The organism is Roseomonas marmotae (genome assembly GCF_017654485.1).
GTDB lineage: Bacteria > Pseudomonadota > Alphaproteobacteria > Acetobacterales > Acetobacteraceae > Pseudoroseomonas > Pseudoroseomonas marmotae.
In genome coordinates this window covers 24,735-50,101 of record NZ_CP061091.1, presented here as the reverse complement: position 1 = coordinate 50,101, position 25,367 = coordinate 24,735, and the positions used below count along the sequence as shown (strand labels likewise).

Below are 25,367 nucleotides of genomic sequence, written 5' to 3'. Positions count from 1 at the left end.
CGTAACGCCTGAGATTTAACCGGTCGGCGCGGTGAGTGCCGCGGACAGATCCGCCCAGCCGACCAGATGCCGCCCGCGCCGTGCCGCCGACCGCAGGAGCGCGGTGGGGGGAAAGGGGCAATAGGGCAGGGGTTCCGGGTTCTGTTCGGGCAGGGGGCTGCCGCGGGCCAGGGCGGCGATGGCGGAGCGGACCAGGGCGACGCCTTCCTCGTGCAGCAGCCGGGCGGCGGTGGCGGCGCTGGTGCCGGGCGGCAGCGGTACGGCGCGGCGGGCCAGGATGGTGCCGGCATCGATACGCGCGGCGATCCGGTGCAGCGTGACACCGAAGGCCGGCGGTTCCTCCAGCATGGCCCAGAAGGTGGGCAGCGGGCCACGATGGCGTGGCAGCAGTGCCGGGTGCAGGTTGATGCCGCCCATCGGCGCCACGGCCAGCACGGCGTCATCGAAGATCTGGTCGAAATGGAAGGAGAGGATGAGGTCCGGCCGCGCCGCCCGCAGCGCCTGGCGCGTGGCCTCTCCGTTGACCTCCGCCACTTCCAGCAGCGGGATGCGCTGCGCCTGCGCCCATTGGCTCAGGGCACCGCCGCCGCAGGCGCGCCGCAGCCGGCCCAGCGCCTGGGGCAGGACGTAGCTCAGCAGCAGGAAGGGCAGGATGCGCCAGCCCGATCGGCGCCAGTGGCGGCGGAGCTGCCCCAGCCCGCCGCCCGCCGCCGGGCGATAGGGATCGGAACGTCCGATCAGCACGATCTGCCCGTCCAGGCTCCGGGCCAGGGCCAGCACCGCCTCGGCGCTGATGGCGCTGTCCATCGTGAAGAGGGCGATCCGCATCTCCGCCCTCAGCGGAAGCCGGGCAGAGACTCCACGGCGCCGAGGCTGGCGGAGGCCTCGGCCAGCATCTCGGCGGCGTGCAGCAGGTCGGCCTCGGTATGGTCGGCGCAGACGAAGAAGCGCAGCCGCGCCGACTGTTCCGGCACCGCCGGGAAAGTGACGATCTGCGGCGCGACGCCCCGGTCCAGCATGGCGTGGGAGAGCCGTGCCGCGCGGATGGAGGAGCCGATGATGACCGGCACGATGGCGGCGCCGATGCTGCCGCCGGTGTCGAAGCCACGCTCGCGGAACAGGTCGCGCAGGCGGCGGCCATTGGCCTGGAGGCGCGCCACGCGCTCCGGCTCGGCCTTCAGGATGCGGAGCGATTCCAGCGCGGCGGCGGCCAGCGGCGGCGCCAGGCCCACGGAATAGACGCTGCCGGGCGCGGTATGACGCAGCCAGTCGATCACGTCCCGCCGCGCCGCGATATAGCCGCCGGAGGCCGAGAGCGTCTTGGAGAGCGTTCCCATCCAGAGATCGACGCCGGCGGGATCGACGCCCTGGGCCTCGGCCACGCCATGTCCGGTCGCGCCCAGCACGCCCAGGCTATGCGCCTCGTCCACCATCAGCCAGGCATCGTGGCGCCGCGCCATCTCGACGGCGGTGGCGAGGTCGGGGCAGTCGCCATCCATCGAGTAATGGCCTTCCAGCAGCAGCATCGCGCGGCTCGCGCCACGGCGGGCGCGGGCCATTTCCTTCTCGGCGGCGGCCATGTCGTTATGGGCGAAGGGCACGCGCCGGGCACCGGAGAGCCGCACGCCCTCGGTGCAGGAATTATGGATGGCGGCGTCATGCACCACCACGTCGCGCGGGCCCATCAGGTGGCCGATGGTCGTGACATTGGTGGCGTGGCCGGAGACGAAGGTCAGTGCGGCCTCCGCCCCATGCCATTCGGCCAGCGCCGCTTCCAGTTCATGGTGCAGGTCGCGTTCGCCGGCCGTGATGCGGGCGCCGGAGACGCTGACGCCATAGCGGTCGATCGCCGCCTTGGCCGCCGCCTGCACGCGCGGGTCGCCATTCAGGCCGAGGTAGTTGTAGCTGGCGAAATTGACGACATCCCGCCCATCCACCCGGCTATGGGCACCGGCCAGCCCCTCATGGCGCTGGAACAGCGGGCTTGGCAGGTTCAGCGAGGCGAGGGCGGTGCGCAGCAGCCCATAGTCGCGCATCCCCGGCAGCGTGGAGAAATCCCGTGCCGAACCGGCATCGGGGCGCGGCGCCGATTCCTCGGCGCTGCGACGCTTCGACAGCCGGGCGAGCAGGGCGAGACGGGCCGTGGCGGACAGGCCGCCGCTCATTCGGCGGCCTCGGCCGGGGGTTGCGGGGCAGCGGGTTGGCTGGGTTCGAACTGCTCGACCATATCGGCCACGGTTTCCTCCACCCTGCCACCGGAAAGTCCGTCCGACAGGCGGCGGGCCAGCAGGTCGATGGTCAGGTCCTCAGTCACGGAAGCCAGCGGCACGGACATGCCGAGGCGTTGTTCCAGCGCGCCGCGTAGTTCCAGCCCGCCCAGGCTGTCCAGCCCCATCCCGGCCACAGGGGCATCGGTGGGGATGGCCTCGGGCGGCAGGCGCAGGATGCGGCCGGCCTCCTCCCGCACCAGTTGCCGCAGCAGGGCGCGGGCCTCCTCGGGCGGCATCTCCAGCAGGCGGGCGCGCAGGTCACCGCCCTCGGCGCTCACCTCCCGCTGGCCGCGCACGGCGTCGAACAGCGGCTCTTCCAGGATCGGCAGGGCCATGCCGGCCTGCCGCCAGCCGATGCGCGCCAGGGAGAGCACCGGGGCGCCGCTCGCCAGCAGGGCCGGCAGGGCGTTCAGGGATTCGGTGGCCGTCATGGATTCCACGCCCAGGCGGCGGGCCAGGGTCTCGGCGGTGGAGGCATTCTCGGCCAGTACGCCGGCATCGGCGATCGGCCCCCAGCCGACGGCCAGCGCCGGCAGCCCTTCCGCCCGGCGGCGGCGCGCCAGAGCCTCCAGCGCCGCATTGGCGGCGACGTAGTTGGCCTGCCCCGGATTCCCCATGGCCGTGGTGGCGGAGGAGAAGAGCAGGAACAGCGCCAGCGGGTCCCGCCGCGTCAGCCGGTCCAGGTTCAGCGCCGCGTCCAGCTTGGGTGCCAGCACGCGGGCGAAGCGCCTGGCATCCATGGTACTGGCCGCGCCATCGTCGAAGACGGCGGCGGCATGCACCACGCCGACCAGCTTCGGCCCCTCGGCGCGGATCTCGCGCAGCGCGGCCTCCAGCGCCCGGGCATCGGCGGCATCGGCCGCATGCACGGTGGCAGCGGCGCCCAGCGCGGCCAGGGCGCGCACCGCGGCCTCGGCCCCCGGCGCGGTGCCGCCGCGGCGGGAGAGCAGGGCCAGCCGCGTGGCGCCATTCGCCGCCAGCCACTTGGCGCATTCGAAGCCGAAGCCCTGGGTGCCGCCGACCACGAGGATCGTGCCCTCCGGCGGGGTCCAGGCTGCCGGGGCGGTGGTGGCCGTGGCCCTGGCGGCGGGCGGTGTCAGCACCAGCTTGCCGATCTGCGCGCTGGCCTGGAGGGTGCGGAAGGCGGCCTCGGCCTCCGCCGGGCCGCGCACGGCATGCGGCAGCGGGTGCAGCGCGCCCTCGGCCAGCCGCTGCGCGATCCGCCGCAGCAGGCCCTGGGCCAGGTCGGGCCGCGCCTTGGGCAGCTGGTCCACATCCACGCCGAAATAGGTGAGGTTGCGGCGCCAGGGGCGCAGGCCGACGCGGGTATTCTCGAAGAAGTCGCGCTTGCCCAGCTCGATGAAGCGGCCGAAGGGCTTTGTCAGCTCCAGGCTGCGTTCCATGGCGGTGCCGGCCAGGCTGTTCAGCACGACGTCCACACCTTCCGGCCATGCGGCGCGCAGCTGGTCGGCGAAGCCGGGGTCGCGGGAATCGAGCACCAGCTCGGCCCCCGCGGCGCGCAGGAAGGCGCGCTTGGCCGGGCTGCCGGCGGTGGCGGCCACGCGCGCCCCGGCCGCCCGCGCCACCTGCAGCGCGGCGAGGCCCACGGCCCCCGCGCCGCCATGCACCAGCACCGTCTCTCCGGGCTGGAGGTTGGCGCAGGTTTCCAGCGCATAGACCGCCGTCAGGAAGGCCACGGGCACGGTGGCGGCGGCGGCGAAATCCAGCCCCTCCGGCAGATGCGCGATGGCCTGGGGCCGGGTGCGGGCGCGGCTGGCCAGGGCGGCCGGGGCGACGCCGAAGACGCGGTCCCCCGCCGCGAAGCCGCTGCCGGCGGGGGCGGATTCGACCACGCCCGCCATCTCCATGCCCAGGCTGGGGCCGGCGAAGCCGTCCATCAGCGCTTCCTCGGGCAGCAGGCCCTGGGCCCACATCAGGTCGCGGAAGTTCAGGCCGCAGGCTTCCACCCGCACCACCACATCCTCCGGGCCGTTCTCCAGCGCCGGCATCGGCTCCCATTCCAGGCTGCCGAGCTGGCCGGGCTGGCGGATTGCCAGACGGCGCGCGCCGCCATCCCCGGCGAGATGCGGCGAGGCCGGGGAGAGGCCGGGCACCACGCGCGGCACCAGCCGGGCAGTCCTGGTCAGGCGCAGCTCGGGCTCCGGCTCCGGCGCCGTGCCCAGCAGCTCCGGCAGCAGGCGGGCGGCGGCCTCGGCCACGGCAGCGTCGAGGGTGATGCGGCGCAGTTTCAGCTCCGGCATCTCATTGGCCAGCACGCGGCCCAGGCCGATGCAGGCCGCGGCTTCCGGCGCGGCATCGCCGCCCGGCGCCACCAGGGTGAAGCCGGCGGCGGCGCCACGGGCGGCCTCGGCCAGAGCGGTGATTTGCGCCAGGGTGGCGGCGAGGCCGGGGGCCTGGGGCGCTGCCAGCACCACCACCTGCGCGCCGGAGAGGGCGCGCGGGGGCTGCGCCCCGGCCTCGGCCAGCGCGGCGTGGGTGATGTTCATGCCCGCGGCTTCCAGCGCTTCCGCCAGGGCCTCGGCCAGCGGCGCGGCATCCTCGTCGGCGAAGAGGCGGAATGTGGCGGTCGCGGTGGGGGCGGCGGCCTCCGCCTCGGCGCGGGCCGTGCGGCGGGCGGCGAGCAGCAGGGCGGGCCAGGGCGCGGCGCCCAGCGGGTGCAGCCGCGCGTCCTCCCAGGGGGTGCCCTCGGCCTGGAAGGCGGATTCCCAGGCTTCCTGGTCCGGCAGCAGGGCGCCGCCGGGGCCGCGGCCATCCCAGAAGCCTTCTTCCTGCCCATGGGCGAAGATCCAGGCGCGGCCGGGCAGGGGCTCGGCCAGCAGCAGGCTGCCACCAGGGGCCAGGGCGGCCGCGACGGCCGGCAGCAGCCCCTCGCCCAGCCGGGCGCGGGCGGCGGCGGCCAGGCCGACCACCAGATCCGCCGGGCCGGGCAGGGCGGTGCCGCCGTCCCAGGCGGCGAAGGAGAATGTGACCCTCTCCCCATGCGGCGGGATGGCGGCGGCGCGGGTATCGCCGGCCGGGGCTGTGGCGGTGTAGCGGATCTGGCGGCCGCTGCGCTCCAGCGCCGCCAGCAGGGCACGGGTCAGCGGGCCACCCTGGGCGCCCACTTCCAGCACGCGCAGCGGGCGCTCCATCGGCCAGGCGGCGGCGATGCGGGCGGCGGCCTCGGCCATCACCCCGGCCAGGCGGGCGAAGCCGGCTGCCTCGGGCGCGGGCGGCGCCTCGGGCTGCGGCTGGCCGTCCAAGGCGGCGGGCAGGCGCTCGGCGGCCAGGGCCAGCCAGGCCAGCTCATGCGCCAGGGTGGGGGATTCGGCCAGCACGGCCTGCCAGATGCCCTCGGCGGCCGGCAGTTCCTCGCCGGGCAGCAGGCGCCAGCCCTCGGGCGTGGCCTCGGCCAGCCCATCCTCGCTCAGGGCATGCAGCAGGGCGCGGGCATAGGGGGAGAGGCCGGCGGCCGGCAGCAACGCATCGGCGCCCGCCCTGGCCAGCAGCGCGGCATGGGCGCTGGCGATCACATGGCCTTCCAGCAGCATGCCAGGCTCGGCCAGTTCCAGGTCGGCATCGCGCGCCAGGGCGGCCTTGACCCCATCGTCCAGGGGCGGGGCCGCACCGGCCTCCGGCGCGCCCAGCGCCGGCTGCTCCGCCACGCGGAAGGTGGAATCCGCGGCCGGGCGGCGCTGGCCCAGGCGGATACCCTGCATCCAGGCATCGTCCAGCCAGGCCACCATCTGCCCGGCACCGTCGCGCAGCGCCAGGGAGCAGCGGCCGGAGCGCTGGCCGCGATGCGTCACCGCCAGCTCCGCCCGTACCGGCGCGGCACCGCCCCGCCGCAGCACCAGCCGGCCGAAGCGCACGGGCACCATGGCGCGGCCATCCTGCGCGCCATCATGCGCCATCAGTTCCAGCAGCCCCTGCAGGGCGCCGTCCAGCCGAACGGGATGCAGCAGGAAGGCATCGTCGCCCGGGGCTTCCTCGGGCAGGGCCAGCCGCGCCAGGGCGGCATCGCCGCTGGCGGCGATGCGGATCTCCCGTACCGGGCGGAAGGCGGGGCCGTAATCCAGGCCGAAGCGGCGGGCGGTGGCCTGCAGCTGCTCGCCCGTGACCACCATGGCGGCGGGGTCCTCGCTCTCCGGCAGGCCGGCCAGCGGCGAATCTGGCAGGGCCGCCAGGGTGGCGGCGCCCACCTGTCCGCGGGCATGCAGCGTCCAGGCCTCGGCGGAAAGGCGCGGACGGCTCTCGATGCGGAAGAGGCCGTTCTCCGTCTCCAGCGTGAAGCGGACCTCACGCGCGCTGTCCTGCGGCACCGGCAGGGTACGCAGCAACTGCAACTCGCGCAGCTCCAGCACCGGGGCGTCGGGCCATTGGGCGGCGGCGGCGGCCAGGGCCATCTCGGCCATGCCGGCGGCGGGCAGCACGGCCTCGCCCGCCAGGGCATGGTCGGCCAGCCAGGGCTCGAGCGCGCTGTCGAGCAGGCGCGACCAGCGGCCGAGATCGTTGCCCTGGCGGAAGCCCAGCAGCGGGTGGTCCAGCAGCGGGTCGGTCAGCCGGATGGACTCGGGGGTGGAGGCGAACCAGTGGCTCCGCCGGTCGAAGGGCGTGGCGGGCAGGCCGTCGCGCCGCGACGGCCCGGCCCAGATGGCGGCGCCGCGCGGGTCGGCGCCCTGCGCGAAGGCGCGGTCCATCATGGCGGGGAAGGGGTCGCCCGCGCCGTCCCTGCGGGAGAGGCTGGGCATCACCGGCGCCTCGGCCTCCGCCGCACGCAGGCTGTCGCGCAGGTAGGATTGTAGCACCGGGTTCGGGCCGATCTCGATGAAGAGCCGCGCGCCCGCATCCACCGCCGCCTGCGCCGCCGCCTGGAAGCGCACGGGCGCGCGCAGGTTGCGCCACCAGTAGCCGGCATCGAGGTCCAGCCCCGGCACCAGCGTGCCGGTGACGGAGGAGAGGAAGAGCAACCGGCCCTGGCTGGGGGAGAGCCCCTTCAGCTCGGCCGCCAGCGATTGCCGCACCGGCTCCATGGCAGCGGAATGGAAGGCATAGTCGAGGCCCAGCAGCACCGCCGGGATGCGCCGCGCCTTGGCCAGTTCCACCAGCTTCGTCACCGGGCCCAGGGGGCCGGCGACGGTGATGGAATCCGGCGCGTTGAAGGCGGCGATCTCGGGCGCCCAGCCGGACTCGTCCATGCCGGCCTCGGCCAGCAGGGGGGCGGCGGCATCCGGGCCGGCGCCGATGGCGGCCATGCGGCCCTGGCCGCGCGTCATGTGTTGGGCGCGGGAGCGGGCGACCACCAGCCGCGCCGCCTGCGGCAGCGTCAGGATGCCGGCGGTGCAGGCCGCAGCGACCTCGCCGACCGAGTGGCCGAGGCAGAGGCCGGGGCGCAGCCCCTGCCGTTCCAGCGCCGCGACGACGCCGAGCTGCACGAGGAAGAGCAGCGGCTGGGCGTAATCGGTGCCTTCCAGCACCTCCTCCGTCACGCCCTCGGCCAGCAGCTTCGCGCCGGACCAGCCGGTGAGCGGCGCCAGCACCGCGTCGGCTTCCTCGACGGTGGCGCGGAAGAAGGGGTTATGCGCCATCGCCTCCTTCGCCATGCCGGCGAACTGCGCGCCATTGCCGGAGAAGACGAAGGCGACCGGCCCTTCCGCCAGGGGGCGCGCGGTGCCGCGCGTGGCGCCCCGCGGCTGCCCGCCGGCGAGCCAGGATTCGATCAGCGCCTGGAGAGCGGAGGCGCTCTCCGCCCGCAGCGCCAGGCGGTGGGGGCGGAGATCGCGGTGGCGCAGGGCGCCGCGCAGCAGGGCGGGGGCATCGGCGGCGGCCTCGGGCGTGGCCAGCACATCCCGCCAGCGGCGGGCGAGGGTCTTCAGCGCGCCCTCGGAATGCGCGCTGAGCAGCAGCGGCGGCAGGGCGCCATCGGCCTGCTTCGAGGCCACGGCGGGGCGGGCGGGTGCCGCGCCCAGCAGCACGGTGGCATTGGTGCCGCCGAAACCGAAGCTGTTGATGCCGGCCATGGCGCCGGGGCGCAGCGCCAGCGGCTCCGGCACGGTCGGCACGCGGATATTCAGCCCGGCGAAGTCGATATTCGGGTTGGGGCTGTTGAAATGCAGGTTGGGCGGCACGGTGCCGCGCTCCAGCACCAGCATGGCCTTCAGCAGCCCGGCGATGCCGGAGGCCGGCTCCAGATGGCCGATATTCGTCTTGACCGAGCCGACCGGCAGCGGCTCGGCGCGGTCGCGCGCCAGGGCGGTACCGATGGCCCAGGTCTCGGCCGGGTCGCCGGCCTGGGTGCCCGTGCCATGCGCCTCGAAATAGGCGATATCCCTGGGCTGGGCGCCGGCTTCCGCCAGCACCCGCGCCAGCAGCGTGGCCTGGGCCTCGCGGTTCGGCAGGGAGAGGCCGATGGTGCGGCCGGCGGCATTGGTGCCGCTGCCGAGGATGACGCCGCGCACGCGGTCCCCATCCGCCAGGGCGGCGGAGAGGGGCTTGAGCACCAGCACGCCCGCGCCCTCCCCGCGCACATAGCCATCCGCCGCCGCGTCGAAGGCCTGGCAGCGGCCGCGGGCGGAGAGCATGCCGGCGCGGGAGAAGCCGGCGAAGGCGAAGGGGGAGAGCAGCAGCTGCACGCCGCCCACCAGCGCCGCCTCGATCTGCCCGGCGCGCATGGCCTGCACCGCCAGGTGCAGCGCGACCAGGGAGGAGGAGCAGGCGGTATCCACCGTCTGCCCGGCGCCGCGCAGGTCGAAGACGTTGGTCAGGCGGTTGGAGAGGATCGACAGCGTGTTGCCGGTCATGAAATACCGGTCGGCCCCCGCCGAATCGCCCAGCCGCAGCTCCGCGTAATCGGTCGAGGAGCCGCCGACGAAGGCGCCCACCGGCCGCCCGGCCAGGCGCGAGGCCGGCCAGCCGGCATCCTCCACCGCCTCGGATGCCACTTCCAGCAGCAGGCGCTGCTGCGGGTCCATCTCCGCCGCCTCACGCGGGGAGAGGCCGAAGGCGGGGGCGTCGAAGCCGCTGATATCGCCCAGATGGCCGGCGGCGAAGGAATAGCTCCGCCCCGGCTCACCCTTGCGGGGGTGCAGGTAGGCCTGTTGCGTGAAGCGGTCGGCCGGCAGGGTGCCGACAGCATCAGTGCCGGAGACCAGGAGCCGCCAGAAGGCCTCGAGGTCCGGGGCACCGGGCAGCCGGCAGGCCGCGCCGACGATGGCGACCGGCTCGGCCCGGGGCGCGCCAGTCATGGTCCTCGGGCGGCGACGACCGCGGGGAGACTTTCCGTCCTGCATTCCAACCATTCAACGGTCCTGGAGAAACCAGCCAGTAAGGCCGGGATGCCAAGTGCCGCTCATGACACGGTATCCCGGAAGGCGGCCAGACCCGGGCCGAGGGCGGCGGGTCGTGCCGTGGGACGCTGCTGGGGGGCGGGCAGGGGGACCTGCCCGGAGCGGCCGGACCGTGGCGCGGCATGACGCTCCGGCTCGGCCACATGGGCCAGAAGATCGTCCACCTGGGCGAAGTGCTCGTCCCATCCGGGTGCCCGCCAGGTGGCCATCCTTGCCATCTGCGCTGCCCGGCGCGGGCTGCCGGACTGGGCATAGTCCTGCACGGCCGCGCGCCAGGCGGAGCCGTCCAGCGGGTCCAGGTAGTCCGGCACCTCCTCGCCCACCTCGCGCAGGGCCGGCAGGTCGGAGCAGACGACGGGCACGCGCAGGGCCAGGGCCTCGGCCAGCGGCAGGCCATATCCCTCGGCGAAGGAGGGGAAGAGCAGGGCGCGGGCGCCGCGCATCAGCGCCGTGACCTCGCGGTCCGGCAACTGCCCGGCTTCCTCGACCACGCCTTCCAGCGCCGTGCAGCGCTCGAGGATGTCGATGACATTCTCGTTCTCCCAGCCACGCTTCCCGACGATGACCAGCCGGGGCATGGCCTGGGCCGGCAGGCCGAGCTTGGCCAGGTCGCGCCAGAGATGCAGCAGCAGCAGGTGGTTCTTGCGCGGCTCGATGGTGCCGAGGGTGACGAAATAGGGGCGCCCGTTGACCATGGGCGTGGTGGGCGGGGCAGGCACGGCCTCGATGCCCAGCGGCGCCGCCAGGATCGGCGGCGCGGGGCTGCGCTTGGTCAGGAAGGGGAGCAGCGCCTGCGCCGTCGCCGCCGAATTGACGATGATGCCGTCGGCCAGCGCACCCGTATTGGCCATGCGGCACCGGTGCGTCTCGGCATGGCCGGGGCGGGCATATTCCGGGTGCGTGACGGGAATGATGTCGTGGATCAGCGGCACGAAGGCCGCGCCGGCCTGGCGCATGGCCTCGATCGGCTCGCGCCGCTCGAGCGAGCGGTGGGAGACCAGCAGGAAGACGAGGCGCCGACCGCCGCCGAGCAGCCGCCCCAGTTCCCGCCGCCCGAGGCCGAGCAGCAGGCGTCCACGGGCCTGGATGCCCAGGCGCCGGGCCTGGCGCGCGGCATCCTGGTGCCCCGCGCTGCCCGACCATGCGGCGGAGAGGGCGGCGGTCAGCTCCGCCACCAGCCCGGGCGGCAGCAGGGCGAAGCCGCCCCGCAGGTCCTGCGCGACGAAGCTGCGATCCCTGACGGGGACCTGGAGCCAGCGCCGCGCATAAGCCAGCTCCACCCGGTCGATACCCGAGGGAGTCTGACGCCATCCACATATCAGAAGCCGGGATACGTCGAGGATCACATGCACCGCTATCCTCCATTCACTCCCAGCCGCCACCAGACGGGCTACACGTAAAAAATCCGTAAGCCGAAGCCTAGTCGCACATAACATGCTGCACATGCGAACACATCTACCGGAGCGTGTAGGCGGGCAGGGGGCCAGAGATGAGGTGTGGAAGGGCGGTTTTTTTCCTTACGCGTAAAAATATCCTGTAGTGCCAGTAGCTTTTCGTAACGTTGGAAAACTCCGGATGCGAAATAATTGCATTTCGTCAATCCATCTCTGGCGTGATCACATTGCTGCCAACTCCTTCCAGCAACACGTCCCGCATGGTCTCGGCGCTCTTGGTGCGGATGTCGCCATAGGCCTGCGGCGTGTAGAAGGCGCTGTGGGGGGTGATGATCAGGCGCCCTTCCAGCCAGGCCTCGCGCGCCCGGTAGGCCGCCAGCAGGCGGGGAATGGGCTCGACCGGCGGCTCGTCCGGGATGACATCCAGCCCCGCCGCCGCCAGGTGGCCGTCACGCAGCACATTATAAAGGGCTTCGATATCCAGCATCGGACCGCGGGCGGTGTTCACCACCACGGCGCCGGCCGGCAGGGTCCGCAGCTCCTTCTCCCCCACGAGGCCGCGGGTGTTGCGCGTCAGCGGCGCATGCAGGGAGAGGATGTTGGAGCGGGCCAGCAGCTCCTCCTTCGTCCGCGCCCGCTCGATCCCGAGGGCGCGTTCCACGCCATTGGGCAGATAGGGGTCATGGAAGACCACGCGGCAGCCGAAGGCCTTGGCGCGCAGCGCGACGGCGGTGCCGATGCGGCCGAGGCCGAGGATGCCGTAGGTCTGGTCGCCCATCCGCTGGTGGATGGGGGTGGCGACATAGGCCCAGGGGGCCGGCGGATCGGCCCGCTGCAGGTCGTGATGCATCGTGATGCCGCGCCGCAGCGCCAGCGCCAGGGTGATGGCGTGGTCCGCGACCTCGGTGGTGCCGTAATCCGGCACGTTGCAGACCTTCACGCCGCGCGCGGCCAGGGCGGCGCGGTCCAGCCGGTCGTAGCCGACGCCCATGCGGACCACGACCCTGAGCTTCGGGAAGCGGGCGATATCGGCGGCGCTCAGCCAGTTGCGGAAGACGAACAGCCCGTCCACCTCGGCGCAGACCTCATCGGGCAGCTGGGCGATGGAGCCTTCGCCGCCGCCATGCAGCACCCGCACATCCGGGCCCAGGATGCGCTGTTCCTCGGCGGTATCGGGGTAGAGCCGTTCCGGCTCCAGCACTGTCAGCATCCGCTTGTCTCCTCCTGCGATTCTTGCGCTGGGCCGGCTTTGGGCCCGGCGCGGCAGCATGGGCGGGGCCACTTGGGGGCGCAAGGCAGCCAGCCTATCCTGCCGGGGAACAGGCGCGGGAGCGGGGCATGGCGGGACGGGCGATCTTGGTGACGGGCGGTTCGAGCGGCATCGGCGCCGCCACATGCCGGGCGCTGGCGGCGCCGGGAGTGCGGCTGGCCGTCCATGCCCGCGGCAACCGGGAAGGTGCCGAGCGCGTCGCCGCCGCGGCGCGGGAGGCGGGGGCGGAGGCGCATGTGCTGCTGTCCGACCTGGCGCGGCCCGGCGCGGCCGAGGCGCTGGTGGAGCAGGCCGCCGGGGCGCTGGGCGGGCTGGATGTCGTCGTCTCCAATGCCGGCTTCGCTGACCGCACGCCGGTGATGAGCCTGACGGATGAGGGCTTCGCCCGCACGCAGGACACGGTGCTCTGGGCGCTGCTGCGGCTGGCGCGGGCGGCGGGGCCGCTGCTGGCGCGGGGGGAGGCGCCGCGCTTCGTCGCCGTCTCCTCCTTCGTCGCGCACAGCTTCCGGCCGGATTCGACGCTGTTCCCCGCCACGGCGGCCGCCAAGGCGGGGGTGGAAGCGCTGGTGAAATCGCTGGCGGTGGAATGGGCGCCGGCGGTGACGGTGAATGCCGTCTCCCCCGGCTATATCCGCAAGGATGCCCAGGCCCATGCGGCGGTGGACGAGGCGGCGCGGCAGGCCATGCTTTCCCGCATCCCGCTCGGGCGGATCGGACTGCCGGAGGAGGTGGCGGCGGCCATCGCCTTCCTGGCTTCGCCCGCCGCCGGCTATGTCACGGGGCAGGTGCTGCATGTGAACGGGGGGCTGGTGATCTAGCCAGCCCGCGTCAGCCGGCAGTCCCGCCGATGGTGATGCGCGGCGGGACATCGGGCGGGGTGAGGCCGAGGCGCAGGGCCAGGGTCGCGCTGTCCTGCGCCAGCAGGTCGGCCAGGGTCCTGCTGTCCAGCACCGCCATGAAGGCGGCCAGTGCGGCCGGGCGCGGTGCTGAAGGTGGCGGCGCCGGCCGGCGAGTTCTTCCTGGCCAGCCGGCCCGAGCGGCCGCTGGTGCTGCTGAGCGGCGGCGTCGGCCAGACCCCGCTGATGAGCATGATGCAGGCCGCGGCGGCCATGCCGGAGGCGGCGCCCATCCATTTCGTCCATGGCACGCAGTCCGGCGCGACCCATGCGTTGGGCGCCGAAGCCCGTGCGCTGGCGGCGGCTTCCGGCGGCCGGATCGCCGTGACCCGGAGACCGGAAGGGCCACGACTATGACGTGGAGGGGCGGATCACTCTGGACTGGCTGAAGGCGAATACGCCGGTGGCGGAGGCGGATTACTACCTCTGCGGGCCGCGCCCCTTCCTGCGGCTTTTCGTCGAGGGCCTGACACGGCTGGGCGTGCCGGCGGCGCGCATCCGCTACGAGTTCTTCGGCCCGGCGGACGAAGCCCTGGCCGCCTGACCCGGCAGGCGAACGGGATTCCGCCGGAGCTGGCGGAACCCCGTTCTCTCACAGCGCGTCCGGCAGCCTGAAGGCGGCCTTCCGCTCGCTATAGCGGTCCACCAGGTAGTCGGCGCGGTCGCGCAGCAGCCAAGTGAAGCGCAGCAGCTCCTCCATCACATCCACCACGCGGTCATAGAGCGGGCCGGGCAGCATCCGTCCGGCCTCGTCGAACTGCTCATAGGCCTTGGGCACGCTGGACTGGTTGGGGATGGTGACCATCCGCATCCAGCGTCCCAGCAGGCGCAGCGTATTGACGGCATTGAAGCTCTGCGAGCCGCCGGAGACCTGCATCACCGCCAGGGTGCGGCCCTGGGTCGGGCGGACCGCGCCATCCGAGAGCGGCAGCCAGTCGATCTGGTTCTTGAAGACCCCGGTGATGGCGCCATGCACTTCCGGGCTGCACCAGACCTGGCCCTCGGACCAGAGGGAGAGCTCGCGCAGCTCCCGCACCTTCGGGTGGTCCTTCGGCACGCTATTGGCCACCGGCAGGTCGCGCGGGTCGAAGATGCGGGTCTCCGCCCCCATCAGGCGCAGCAGGCGCTCCGCCTCCTCCACCAGCAGGCGGCTGTAGGAGCGTTCGCGCAGCGAGCCATAGAGCAGCAGGATGCGTGGCGGGTGCTGCGCGCGGCGGGCGGGTTCCAGCCGCGCGGGGTCGGGCGGCGCCAGCAGGTCGGCGCGCAGTGCGGGCATGGATGGAATGGGGTGCTCGGTCATGGTCCTTCTCAGCTTCCTTCGACCAGCGGCAGCCAGAAGGCCAGCGCCGCCAGCGTCACCAGCAGCACCGGCGGCGTGATGGCCAGGCCCACGCGCATATACTGGCCCCAGCTGATGCGGATGCCCTTGCGCGCCAGGATATGCAGCCAGAGCAGCGTGGCGAGGCTGCCGATCGGCGTGAATTTCGGGCCGAGGTCGCAGCCGATGACATTGGCATAGATCATCAGCGCCCGCGTCTGCTCGGGGATGCCATGCGCCTGCTCGATGGAGAGCGCGCCCAGCAGCACGCCCGGCAGGTTGTTCATGACGGAGGAGAGCAGGGCGGCGCCGAAGCCGGTGCCGATGGTGGCGGCCCAGGGGCCATGCCCGGCCAGCCAGACCAGCACTGCCGCCAGATGATCGGTCAGCCCGGCATTCCGCAGGCCATAGACCACCAGATACATGCCCAGGGAGAAGATGACGATCTGCCAGGGGGCCTCGCGCATCACGCGGGCGATGGGCAGCACGGCGCCGCCGCCATTGTGCCAGCGCGCCGCCAGCACCAGCAGGATGGCCGCCGCCGCGCCCGTGACCACCGCCACCGGCACGCCCATCGGGCCCAGCACGAAATAGGCGATGAAGAGCACCGCGAGCAGCGGGAAGGCGGCGCGGAAGACCAGCCGGTCGCGAATGACGCTGGACGGCGCTTCCAGTTTGTCGAGCGGGTAATGCAGCGCCACCTGCCGGCGATAGGCCAGCCAGAGCACGCCCAGCGTGGCCGCCAGCGAGACGAGGTTCACCGGCACCATCACCGCCGCATAGTCGTTGAAGCTGATGCCGAAGTAGTTGGCGGAGACGATGTTGACGAGGTTGGAGGTCACCAGCGGCAGGCTGGTGGTATCCGCCACGAAGCCGGTGGCGACGACGAAGGCCAGCGTCGCGGCGGGCGGGAAGTCCAGCCGCAGCAGGATGGCGACGACGATGGGCGTCAGCAGCAGCGCCGCGCCGTCATTGGCGAAGAAGGCCGAGGTGATGGCGCCCAGCACGACCAGCAGCGGAAACAGCACCCGCCCGCGCCCGCCGCCCCAGCGCGCCACATGCAGCGCGGCCCACTGGAAGAAGCCGGCCTCGTCCAGCAGCAGGGAGATGACGATCAGCGCGACGAAGGTGAAGGTGGCGTCCCAGACGATGTCCCAGACCACGGGCACATCGGCCCAGCCGATGGCGCCGGTCAGCAGGGCCAGGGCGGCGCCGCCCATCGCGCTCCAGCCGATGCCGAGGCCGCGCGGCTGCCAGATGACGAAGGTGAGGGTGACGAGGAAGATGGCCAGGGCCAGCATGGGCGGGGGTGTTCTCGGGTGAAGGCGCGCGCGGGCAGGCCGCCGCCCTGCGCGCGGGGCGGCGGTGCGGAAGGATGGCGGGGGCGGGCGGTCAGCTCAGGCGGCGGCCCTGGTCATCGGTCACGGCCTGGCCGTCCTCCTTGGTGAAGGCGCCACGCTGCGGCTGAGGCAGGATGTCCAGCACCTTTTCGGAAGGGCGGCAGAGGCGCACGCCCAGCGGCGTCGCCACCAGCGGGCGCTCGATCAGGATGGGATGGGCCAGCATGGCGTCCAGCAGCTGGTCGTCCGTCAGCGCGGGGTCATCGAGGCCCAGCTCGGCATAGGGCGTGCCCTTCTGGCGCAGCAGCCCGCGGGCCGTCAGCCCGGCGCGGGCGATCAGATCCACCAGCTCCGCCCGGCCCGGCGGGGTCTTGAGGTATTCGACCACGCGCGGCTCGATGCCGGCATTGCGGATCATGGCCAGGGTATTGCGGGAGGTGCCGCAGGCCGGGTTGTGGAAGATGGTGACGTCCAAGGGATGGATCTCCGTGGTCAGCGGCGGGGCCAGCGCGGCTGGCTCAGGCCTTCTTTTCCCAGCCGCGCGCGCCCTGCTGCCAGTAGGTCAGGACATGACCGGCGGCGCGGGCGGCGGACCAGCGGCGGCGGGCGGCGGCGGTGGCGGCCTCGTCCTGGCCATCGAAGAGGTCGAAGACGCGGTCGTATTCCCCGAGCCGCGCGCTGTCCGCGCCATCCACCAGGAAGAGGAAGCGGGCGCCGTTGGGCGCCTCGTCCTCCGTGGTCAGCCAGATCGGCTGCAGGTCGGCATTCCCGGTCTGCGGCGTGCCATGCGGCAGCCAGTCCGGGTCGGCGCAGAGCCAGAGGCTGGTATCCAGCGCGGCCAGCCGCTCCGGCTCCCCCACCCGCACCACGGCGCGGCCGTCCTGGGAGAGCACGCGGCCCAGCAGCCTGGGCAGCGCCGCCTCCATGGGGGTGCGGGTCAGGTGGTAGAAGCCGATCTCAGTCATGGCCGGTCCGGTGCTCAGCCCTCGTAATGCTCGGCCACCAGCCGGTCCAGCAGGCGCACGCCGAAGGCCGTGGCGCCCTTCGGCACGGTGGCGCCGTCCTTGCTGGCCCAGGCGGTGCCGGCGATGTCCAGATGCGCCCAGGGCATGGCGCCGTCCTTGGTGTCGATGAAGCGCTGCAGGAACTGCGCGGCGGTGATGGAGCCGCCGGGGCGGCCGCCCACGTTCTTCATGTCCGCGATGTCGGATTTCAGCGCCTTGTCGTAGGCCTCGCCCAGCGGCATGCGCCAGACCTTCTCGCCCACCGCCTGCCCGGCCCCGGACAGCTGCGTGGCGAGGGTGTCGTCATTGCTGAACATGCCCGCATGCTCATGCCCCAGCGCGACGACGATGGCGCCGGTCAGCGTCGCCAGATCCACCATGAAGCGCGGCTTGAAGCGGTGCTGCGCGTACCAGAGGACATCGGCCAGCACCAGCCGGCCCTCGGCATCGGTATTGATGACCTCGACCGTCTGGCCGGAACAGGTGGTCACCACGTCGCCGGGGCGCTGGGCGTTGTGGGAGGGCATGTTCTCCACCAGCCCGACCAGGCCGACCGCGTTGACCTTCGCCTTGCGTCCGGCCAGCGCCGCCATCAGTCCGATGACGGTGCCGGCGCCGGCCATGTCATATTTCATGTCCTCCATGCCGCCGGCCGGCTTGATGGAGATGCCGCCGGTGTCGAAGGTCACGCCCTTGCCGATGAAGGCCACGGGCTGCGCGTCATCCGCCGCGCCCTTCCACTGCATCACCACCATCCGCGCCTCGCGCGCCGAACCCTGGGCCACGCCCAGAAGCGCGCCGAAGCCGAGCTTCTCCATCTCGGCCGGGCCCAGGACCTCGACGGTGACGCCGAGCTTCTCCAGCCCGCGGCAGCGCTCCGCCATCTCGGCGGGGTAGAGGACATTCGGCGGCTCGCTGACCAGGTCGCGCGTCAGGAAGACGCCGTCGGCGATGGCGGAAAGCGGCGCATGCGCGGCCTTGGCGGCGGCGACATCCGGCACCGCGATGGTCACGCGGACCAGCTTGGGCTTGTCCTCCGCGCTTTCCTTGGTGCGGTAGCGGTCGAAGCGGTAGCCGCGCAGGCGCAGCGCCAGGGCGAGGCCCGCGGCCTCCTCCGCCGGCAGCGACTCGGCGGCCACGGTGGCCTCGACCTCGGAGGCGATCAGGGGCAGCGCGGCGCCGCCCGCGGCCTCCGCCGCCCCCATGCCGCCGCCGGGGGCGCCGAGGCCCACGGCCACGACGCGGGAGAGATGCCCGCCCGGCGCCCAGAGCGTGGTGGCCTGGCCCTTCTTGCCCTTGAAGCCCGCGGCCTCCAGCCCGCGCGAGATGGCGCCGCCCGTCGCCTCATCCGCCTGCTTCGCCAGGCCATCGAGCGTGAACCCCTCCGCCAGCGGCAGCACCAGGGCACCGGCCCGGGGGAGGACGGGCTTGACGAAGAGGATGTCGGTCATCGGGGATTCCGTCGGTGGTGGGGTCAGGAAGGGAAGGATAGTCACGCCAGGGCCAATGCGCCATGGCGGCCATGGGGGTGCCATGCTCTTGGGGCGGGCCTGGGCCGGTGGTAGAGCGGATGCGGGTGCTGAACCCCTGCCGCGCGGCAGCGTTTGGTGCCTGAGAAGATCCACGAATCAGAGGGAGGATCGCGGGTGCGCGACCATCAGGTGCCCGCGGCACGGGACGAGGATCTCGCCCCCGTGGCAGGGGATGACGACTCCACGGCACAGGCTGGAGTGCATACGGCCGGACACCGGCCGGAGGCCAGCGCCGCCGCGGCCTCCGCCCCCCCCGGCGTGGCGCCGCCTCCCGGGCCGGTGCGTGGCCCGTTGCGGATCGTGATGGCCGGCGCGCTGCTGACCATGTGCCTGGCGGCGCTGGATCAGAACATCGTCAACACCGCGCTGCCGCGCATGGTGGGGGACCTGGGCGGCATGGCCCATATCTCCTGGGTGGTGACGGCCTTCATGCTCTGCTCCACCGTCACCACGCCGCTCTATGGCAAGCTGTCGGACCTCTATGGCCGGCGGCGGCTGTTCTTCGTGGCCATCCTTCTGTTCCTGGCGGGGTCCTTCGCCAGCGGCGCCGCGCAGAGCATGGGGCAGCTGATCACCTTCCGCGCCTTGCAGGGCCTGGGCGCGGGCGGGCTGCTGGTGCTGGCGCAGGCGGCGGTGGGGGATATGGTGCCGCCACGGCAGCGCCCGCGCTACCAGGGGCTCTTCACCGGCACCTTCGCCCTCGCCAGCGTGGCCGGGCCGCTGCTCGGCGGCTTCATCACCCAGGCGCTGTCCTGGCGCTGGGTCTTCTACGTCAACCTGCCCATCGGCATCGTGGCGCTGGCGCTGATCGCCGCCGGGCTGAAGCCTCAGGGCAGCGGCGGCAGGACGCGCAGGATCGACTACCTCGGCGCCGCGCTGCTGGCTGGCTCCACCGCCTCGCTGCTGCTGCTGCTGGCCTGGGGCGGGACGGAATTCCCCTGGGCCTCGGCCGCCTCGGCGGCGATGGTCGCGCTGACGGTCGTGCTCTTCGGCATCTTCCTGTGGTGGGAACTGCGGGTGGAGGAGCCGCTGATCCGGCTGGCGCTGTTCCGCAATGCCATCTTCGCGCGCGGGGTGGCGGTGGGCGGCATGATGGTCTTCGCCATGCTGGGCTCCACCGTCTTCCTGCCGCTCTACTTCCAGCTGGTGCTGGAGATGGAGCCGGCGCAGGCCGGGGCGATGCTGCTGCCGCAGGTGACGGGCATGGTGCTGACCTCCGTCATCGGCGGGCGGATCGTCTCCCGCCTCGGGCGGAACAAGCCCTTCCTGCTGGCGGGGCTGGGGCTGGAGGCCGTGGCGCTGGCCAGCCTCGCGCTCTTCGCCTGGATGGCGGCGGCGCCGGCGCTCTTCCTGGTGTCGATGGGCCTGCTGGGGCTGGGCATGGGCATGGGCATGCCCAACCTGACCACCGCCGTGCAGAATGCCGTGGCGCATAAGGAACTGGGCGCGGCCACGGGGGCCATGACCTTCGCGCGCTCCCTGGGCGGCGCGGTGGGGGTTGCGGCCTCCGGCACCATCATGTCGCAACGGCTGCATTCTGCCTCGGGCGGGGCCGGCGTCGATGTCGGCGTCATCACCGAGCATGGGGTCCAGGCGCTGTCGCATCTGACGGCGGCGCAGCAGGCCGCGGTTTCCGACGCCTATCGCACGGCGCTGACCGGCTGCTTCCTGCTCAGCGGCGTGGTGATGACCGTGGCCTTCCTGCTGGTGCTCGGCCTGCCGGAGCAGAAGCTGCGCGACCAGCTCGACGACAAGCCGGCATGAGCGGGGCGGCGCCGGTCAGTTCTGCCGCTCGATCCTGAGCGCCTTCTCGTCATACTCCTCGGCCATGGAGAGCAGGGCGCTGCGGTGGGCGGGCATGAGGTTCACGAACTGGCGGTATTTCGCGGCCTTCGCGCGGAGGCTGTGCGCCTGCTTCGGGCCTGTGGCATCGAGCTGGAGGAGGTTGACGGCGCCGAGGAGATTTCCCCCCTCGTCGAACAGCGGCGTGGGGTGGGGCTGAAAGCGCACATAGGAGCCATCCGGGCGCGCGGCCACGGCCCTGACTCCCCTGACGGCGCGCCTCTCGCGGATCGCCACGGCCATCGGGCACTGGTCAAGGGGGAGGGGCTCGCCATTCTCCGTGAAGAGCCTCCAGGTGATGCTCCAGATGTCCTGGCCGATGCGCGGGGTGCGGCCGGCAAAAGCAACACAGGCGCTATTATAATAAATAACAACGCCTTCCGCGTTGGTTACGTAGATCGCCGCCGGGAGCTTGTCCAAGGCCTGGGAGGCCTTCCCGTAGCCCGGGCGGAGCCCATCCAGGGCAGCATGAAGAATCTCACGCGATGACGAAGTAATCAAACCCGTATGTTTCCGCAAAATGGAATTGTAACGGGTAAGACATGAGGCGGGTGTGGGCAACAAGCTTCTTCATCTGCCGCCCGCCTTCCAATAGATGTGTTCGTTGACCGAATTATTTACTTATAAATAAAAATGGTTTTGAAATCATCCTGAAATGAGGTGCTACCCGGCCGTTCAGTCGGAGGCGCCGGGCCAGCGCGGCGCGGGCATGGCCAGATAGGCGACGCGCTTCGCCTCCCGCCGCCCCTGGGTCACGGTGTCCAGGATCAGCCCGCAGCTCAGGGAGAGAGCCGAGAGGAAGAGGTTGGCGACGGAGGCCACGAAGGTCGGCAGGCGCGGCACCAGGCCGGTCGCGAGGTAGCCTTCGAGCACCGGGATGAAGAAGCTCAGGAAGAGCAGCAGGAAGAGCAGGGAGAAGCTACCGAAGAAGGCCAGCGGCCGCTCCCGCTTCAGCAGGGTGACGATGGTGTAGAGGATGCGGAAGCCGTCGCGGTAGGTGCGCAGCTTGGATTCAGAGCCCTCGGGCCGCTCGCAATAGGCGGTGCGGATCTCGCCCACGGGCAGGCGCAGCTCCAGCGCATGCACGGTGAATTCCGTCTCCGTCTCGAAGCCCCGCGCCAGGGCGGGGAAGGACTTGACGAAGCGGCGGGAGAAGCAGCGGTAGCCCGAGAGCATGTCGGTGATGTGGTCGCCGAAGGCGAAGCGCACCATGCCCGTCAGCACCCGGTTGCCGAGGCGGTGGCCCGGGCGATAGGCGGCCTCGGCCTCCGTCACGCGCACGCCGTTCACCATGTCCAGGCGGTCGTCGAAAAGCATGCGGACCATGGCCGGCGCATCGGCGGGGTCGTAGGTGCCGTCGCCATCGACCAGCAGATAGGCGTCGGCCTCAATATCCGCGAACATCCGCCGCACGACATTGCCCTTGCCCTGCAGCCGCTCGGTCCGCACCACGGCACCGGCGGCGGCGGCCACTTCCTTCGTCCGGTCCGTGGAATTGTTGTCGTAGACATAGATGACCGCATCCGGCAGCGCGGCGCGGAAACCCGCGACCACCTGTTGGATGGCGACCTCCTCGTTGTGGCAGGGGATCAGGACGGCAATGCGGGGCGGCTGGGGCATCAACTCGGCTTTCCGGCCGCCGGGGCGGCGGTCCATGCAGGCAAGGGTGGAAGGGGCAGTCTAGTATCTCGGTGCCGGCGGCAGGAGCGGGTTGTCCAGCCGCGGGCAGCCCCGCAGCCTCAGCCAGCAGGGCCGGCCCAGCCCTGGCAGGGCGCCGTAATATTCGGGTGCCGCACCGGCCTGCAGGCCGGCGGGCGGCGCGACCCACTGGACCGGCCCCTGGAAGGGACGGCGCAGGGCGAAGACGCGGAAGCCGCCGGGAACGGGCATGACGCGCATTTCCCGGAAATTGTGCATCTCGCCCTCGGCATCCCGCAGCGCGAAGCGGCCGAAATAGACCTCGGACCAGTCCTGCGGCGTGCCGGGGAAGAAGATCATGCGGGCCGGCGCATCCTCCGCCTGCCGCTCGGGCAGCAGATGCAGGCTGAGCAGCGGCAGCGAGAGCAGCAGCGCGAGCGGCGCCAGGGGGAAGGCCGGCGCGCGGCGCCAGCGCAGCAGGTCCCGCAGCAGCACGAAGCCGAGCAGCGTCGCGCCGGGGATGGCCCATTTGAAATAGTGGTAGTTCAGGAAGCGCCAGAAGCCGGTGGGCAGCAGGTCGGTATAGGCCAGGTAGAGGCCGGTATGGACGGCGATCAGCAGGGCCAGCAGCCCGAGCAGCCGGCTATGTGCCCAGGCCACCACGCCGCCGGCCAGCGCCAGTGCCAGATATGGTGCCCGTTGCAGCAGGCCCCGGCCATCCTGGAACCAGGGGGCGGGGTCCAGCAGCAGGGTATAGGCCTTCAGGCCGAGAGCGTGGAAGGAGAAGCCCATCTCCCGCGAGGCCAGCATGTAGGGGCTGGGCTGGAAGCCGTAGATGCGCAGGTGCAGCGCGGCATAGGCCACGACGGGCAGCAGCCCGCCCAGCAGCAGCAGCCCGAGGTCGCGCAACGGGTGGCGGGGCCGGTGGCGCAGGTCGGAGAGGATGGCGGCCAGCACGCAGAGCGCGGCCACCAGCGCCTCGGTCGGGCGGATCAGCGGGATGGCGGCCGCCAGCAACCCGATGGGCAACGGCCGGCGCGCGCCTTGCAGATGCGCCGCCACCTGCGCCAGCAGCAGCCAGATCAGCGCGCTGGTGGGCGAGGTATTCCAAGGGATCGTCCATTGGCCGAGGAAAGGTCCCGGCACCAGCAGGCTGAAGAGGAAGACCAGTGCCGCCCAGCCCGGTGCCACCCCCGCCCGGGCGCTGAAGGCCAGGAAGCCGGCATAGCAGAGCAGCAGGGAGGCGAGGTTCACCACCACGAAGGAGTGGCCGGGGCTCCAGAGGGCGAAAGGAGCCGTCAGCAGCGCATAGCCCAGCGGATACCAGTGCCGGGCCGGGCTCAGGTCGCCCTGGGCCAGGGCCCGGGCGCTCTCCAGGTGTCGGCTCTGGTCGAACCAGCCCAGCCAGCCCAGCGCATGCGCCGCGTCATTGCCCGGCAGTGGCGGCAGGGAGAAGTAGCTCCAGGCATAGAGGACCACCAGCAGCGCCGCGCCAGTCCATTCCGGCCGCGCGATGGCGGCATTGACCAGGCCCCAGGCGTCAAAGCGCGGCGACTGAGAGAAGAGGGGCCGGTCGCTCGGCATACTCACGCATCCTTGAGTCAATCGACATGGGTTGGAGGCCATCCCCCGGCGTGTGTCAACCGAGGCGACGCCACCGTTCCTGTGGCGCCCGGATTGCCGTAAAGCGGGAAGATGACCGACGCAGATCTCCTGGCCCTCGCCACCCGCCTGGCGCGCAGCGCCGCCGCCGCCATCCTCTCGGTCCGGCAGGCCGGCTTCGCGGTGGAGCAGAAGAACGACATGAGCCCCGTCACCGCCGCCGACCGGCTGGCGGAGGGCATCATCCTGGAGGGGCTGCGCGCCGCCGCCCCCGGCATTCCCGTGGTGGCGGAGGAGGAATGCTCGGCCGGCGCCATGCCGGAGGTGGGGGAGCGCTTCTGGTCGGTGGACCCGCTGGACGGCACGCGGGAATTCGCCGCGGGGCGGGAGGATTTCACGGTCAATATCGGCCTGGTGGTGAAGGGGCGGCCGCATCTGGGTGTGGTGGCCCTGCCGGCGCATGGAGAGCTGTTCAGCGGCATCATCGGCCAGGGCACCTGGAAGGAGGATGCGGCGGGACACCGCGCCATCGCCGCGCGGCAGGCGCCGGCCGATGGCATCACCGTCTTCGCCAGCCGCCATTATGCCGGCGACCCGCGCCTGACCGCCTTCCTGGAGGGCCACCGGGTGGCGAAGCTGCGGGAAATCGGCTCGGCCGTGAAGTTCTGCCGGCTGGCGGAGGGGGTGGGTGATCTCTATCCCCGCTTCGGCCGCACCATGGAATGGGACACGGCGGCGCCCGAGGCGGTGCTGCTGGCCGCCGGCGGCCGCTGCACGCAGATGGATGGCGTGACGCCGCTGGCCTATGGCAAGCCGGGCTGGGAGAACCCGCCCTTCCTCTGCCGGGGCCGGGCATGACGGAGGTCCTGACCCCCGCCGACCTGTCCCGCGCCGCCGCGCTGCTGCGGGCGGGGGAGCTGGTCGCCTTCCCGACCGAGACGGTCTATGGCCTGGGCGCCAATGCGCGGGACGGTCGCGCGGTGGCGGCGGTCTTCGCCGCCAAGGGGCGCCCGAGCTTCAACCCGCTGATCAGCCATTTCCCCGAGCCCGAGGCCGCTTTCGCGGAAGTGGCGGCCGATGACCGCGCCCGGCACCTGGCCGCGCGCTTCTGGCCGGGGCCGCTGACCCTGGTGCTGCCGCGCCGGCCGGAGAGCCGCATCGACCCGCTGACCGGCGCCGGGCTGCCGACCCTGGCGGTACGGGTGCCGGCGCATCCCCTGGCGCGGGCGCTGCTGCGGCAGGCGGGGGTGCCGGTGGCGGCGCCCTCGGCCAACCGCTCCGGCCAGGTCTCGCCCACGACGGCCGCGCATGTGCTGGCGGGGCTGGAGGGGCGGATCGCGGCGGTGCTGGATGGCGGGCCCTGCGAAGTGGGCCTGGAGAGCACGGTGCTGGACCTCAGCACCCCCCGTGCCACGCTGATGCGCCCCGGTGGCCTCTCGCGCGAGGTGCTGGAGGCCGAGATCGGCCCGCTGGCCGTGGCGGGCGAGATGGCGGAGGAAGCGGCGCGGCCCTCCCCGGGCATGCTGCTCTCCCACTACGCGCCCGGCCTGCCGGTGCGGCTGGGGGCGCGGGACGTGGCGGCGGACGAGGCGCTGCTGGCCTTCGGCCCGCCGCTGCCAGGCGCCGGGCTGGTCTGGCAGCTGAGCGAGGGCGGCGACCTGGTGGAGGCGGCTTCCCGCCTCTTCGCCGGGCTGCGCTGGCTGGATGAGGAAGGCGGGAAGCGCGGGCTGAATGGCATCGCCGCCATGCCGGTGCCGGAACACGGCCTGGGTGCCGCCATCAACGACCGGCTGCGGCGCGCCGCGGCGCCGCGCTAAGGCGCATCAGCAGGATTATTGATAGGCGGCATCAAAACAATTCGGAATGACCCTGGCGTGCGGCGGCGCTAGGGATACGGGGCGCAGGCCGGAGGACG

20 protein-coding genes are annotated in these 25,367 nt (G+C 72.5%); 6 read left to right on the top strand and 14 right to left on the bottom strand.

The features are described 5' to 3' along the window. Positions 1 to 15: 15 nt before the first annotated feature. The 5 genes from IAI58_RS00215 to IAI58_RS00195 all read right to left on the bottom strand — a co-directional run bounded on the left by IAI58_RS00215 (position 16) and on the right by IAI58_RS00195 (position 12,220). On the bottom strand, positions 16 to 828 hold the full coding sequence (locus IAI58_RS00215) for a formyl transferase (protein ID WP_207444682.1): 813 nt from the start codon (positions 826 to 828) through the stop codon (positions 16 to 18). Between the two features lie 8 nt (positions 829 to 836). Next, positions 837 to 2,165 (bottom strand): aminotransferase class I/II-fold pyridoxal phosphate-dependent enzyme, encoded by a 1,329-nt coding sequence (locus tag IAI58_RS00210; RefSeq protein ID WP_207444683.1) that lies wholly within the window; start codon positions 2,163 to 2,165, stop codon positions 837 to 839. After that, the gene (locus IAI58_RS00205) at positions 2,162 to 9,514 is read right to left on the bottom strand and encodes a type I polyketide synthase (protein WP_207444684.1); all 7,353 of its coding nucleotides are present in this window, start codon (positions 9,512 to 9,514) and stop codon (positions 2,162 to 2,164) included. Before IAI58_RS00205 ends, IAI58_RS00210 begins: the two co-directional genes overlap by 4 nt. Positions 9,515 to 9,618: 104 nt before the next feature. Continuing rightward, a complete protein-coding gene (locus tag IAI58_RS00200; protein ID WP_237182886.1) occupies positions 9,619 to 10,962 on the bottom strand; it encodes a glycosyltransferase family 4 protein in 1,344 nt (447 codons plus the stop codon). A 250-nt stretch (positions 10,963 to 11,212) separates the two neighbouring features. Beyond that, positions 11,213 to 12,220, bottom strand: a complete 1,008-nt coding sequence (locus IAI58_RS00195; RefSeq protein WP_207444686.1) for a C-terminal binding protein — start codon at positions 12,218 to 12,220, stop codon at positions 11,213 to 11,215. Between the two features lie 149 nt (positions 12,221 to 12,369). On the opposite strand from IAI58_RS00195, the gene IAI58_RS00190 reads away from it, so the two are divergent. Continuing rightward, complete coding sequence (locus IAI58_RS00190) at positions 12,370 to 13,098, top strand: SDR family NAD(P)-dependent oxidoreductase (protein WP_237182885.1); 729 nt, start codon at positions 12,370 to 12,372, stop codon at positions 13,096 to 13,098. A 10-nt stretch (positions 13,099 to 13,108) separates the two neighbouring features. Here the strand turns inward: IAI58_RS00190 and IAI58_RS23230 are convergent, their stop codons facing one another. Continuing rightward, positions 13,109 to 13,237 carry a hypothetical protein gene (locus IAI58_RS23230; protein ID WP_272874731.1) on the bottom strand — a complete coding sequence of 43 codons (129 nt, stop codon included), beginning with the start codon at positions 13,235 to 13,237 and terminating at the stop codon, positions 13,109 to 13,111. 11 nt (positions 13,238 to 13,248) lie between these two features. Between IAI58_RS23230 and IAI58_RS22950 the strand changes: the two genes are divergently transcribed. Together IAI58_RS22950 and IAI58_RS22945 are read left to right on the top strand one after the other, a co-directional pair. Continuing rightward, positions 13,249 to 13,533 carry a hypothetical protein gene (locus IAI58_RS22950; protein ID WP_237182884.1) on the top strand — a complete coding sequence of 95 codons (285 nt, stop codon included), beginning with the start codon at positions 13,249 to 13,251 and terminating at the stop codon, positions 13,531 to 13,533. A gap of 1 nt (position 13,534) precedes the next feature. After that, positions 13,535 to 13,720: a hypothetical protein gene (locus IAI58_RS22945; protein ID WP_237182093.1), complete on the top strand. Its 186-nt coding sequence runs from the start codon at positions 13,535 to 13,537 to the stop codon at positions 13,718 to 13,720. Between the two features lie 48 nt (positions 13,721 to 13,768). Here the strand turns inward: IAI58_RS22945 and arsH are convergent, their stop codons facing one another. The 5 genes from arsH to IAI58_RS00160 form a co-directional block, all read right to left on the bottom strand. Next, entirely contained in the window at positions 13,769 to 14,476 is a 708-nt protein-coding gene (arsH, locus tag IAI58_RS00180) for an arsenical resistance protein ArsH (protein WP_207444688.1), read from the bottom strand. Between the two features lie 8 nt (positions 14,477 to 14,484). Further along, entirely contained in the window at positions 14,485 to 15,795 is a 1,311-nt protein-coding gene (locus tag IAI58_RS00175; protein ID WP_207444689.1) for an arsenic transporter, read from the bottom strand. Positions 15,796 to 15,886: 91 nt separating this feature from the next. Continuing rightward, positions 15,887 to 16,309, bottom strand: coding sequence for an arsenate reductase (glutaredoxin) (gene arsC, locus IAI58_RS00170; protein WP_207444690.1), 423 nt, complete (start codon positions 16,307 to 16,309; stop codon positions 15,887 to 15,889). Positions 16,310 to 16,352: 43 nt separating this feature from the next. After that, entirely contained in the window at positions 16,353 to 16,799 is a 447-nt protein-coding gene (locus IAI58_RS00165) for a DNA polymerase III subunit chi (RefSeq protein ID WP_207444691.1), read from the bottom strand. 14 nt (positions 16,800 to 16,813) lie between these two features. After that, the gene (locus tag IAI58_RS00160) at positions 16,814 to 18,289 is read right to left on the bottom strand and encodes a leucyl aminopeptidase (protein WP_207444692.1); all 1,476 of its coding nucleotides are present in this window, start codon (positions 18,287 to 18,289) and stop codon (positions 16,814 to 16,816) included. 195 nt (positions 18,290 to 18,484) lie between these two features. On the opposite strand from IAI58_RS00160, the gene IAI58_RS00155 reads away from it, so the two are divergent. Continuing rightward, positions 18,485 to 20,134 carry an MDR family MFS transporter gene (locus tag IAI58_RS00155; protein ID WP_237182883.1) on the top strand — a complete coding sequence of 550 codons (1,650 nt, stop codon included), beginning with the start codon at positions 18,485 to 18,487 and terminating at the stop codon, positions 20,132 to 20,134. Positions 20,135 to 20,149: 15 nt separating this feature from the next. Here the strand turns inward: IAI58_RS00155 and IAI58_RS00150 are convergent, their stop codons facing one another. From IAI58_RS00150 to IAI58_RS00140, 3 genes are all read right to left on the bottom strand, one after another. Further along, complete coding sequence (locus IAI58_RS00150; protein ID WP_207444693.1) at positions 20,150 to 20,632, bottom strand: hypothetical protein; 483 nt, start codon at positions 20,630 to 20,632, stop codon at positions 20,150 to 20,152. 255 nt (positions 20,633 to 20,887) lie between these two features. Next, on the bottom strand, positions 20,888 to 21,832 hold the full coding sequence (locus IAI58_RS00145) for a glycosyltransferase (RefSeq protein WP_237182094.1): 945 nt from the start codon (positions 21,830 to 21,832) through the stop codon (positions 20,888 to 20,890). A gap of 60 nt (positions 21,833 to 21,892) precedes the next feature. Then, the gene (locus IAI58_RS00140; protein WP_207444695.1) at positions 21,893 to 23,434 is read right to left on the bottom strand and encodes a hypothetical protein; all 1,542 of its coding nucleotides are present in this window, start codon (positions 23,432 to 23,434) and stop codon (positions 21,893 to 21,895) included. A gap of 111 nt (positions 23,435 to 23,545) precedes the next feature. Here IAI58_RS00140 and cysQ point away from each other — a divergent pair, with 111 nt between their 5' ends. Both cysQ and IAI58_RS00130 read left to right on the top strand, forming a co-directional pair. Beyond that, positions 23,546 to 24,310 (top strand): 3'(2'),5'-bisphosphate nucleotidase CysQ, encoded by a 765-nt coding sequence (gene cysQ, locus IAI58_RS00135; protein WP_207444696.1) that lies wholly within the window; start codon positions 23,546 to 23,548, stop codon positions 24,308 to 24,310. After that, positions 24,307 to 25,269, top strand: a complete 963-nt coding sequence (locus IAI58_RS00130; protein WP_207444697.1) for an L-threonylcarbamoyladenylate synthase — start codon at positions 24,307 to 24,309, stop codon at positions 25,267 to 25,269. The genes cysQ and IAI58_RS00130 overlap by 4 nt, the downstream gene beginning before the upstream one ends. Positions 25,270 to 25,367: the final 98 nt, after the last annotated feature.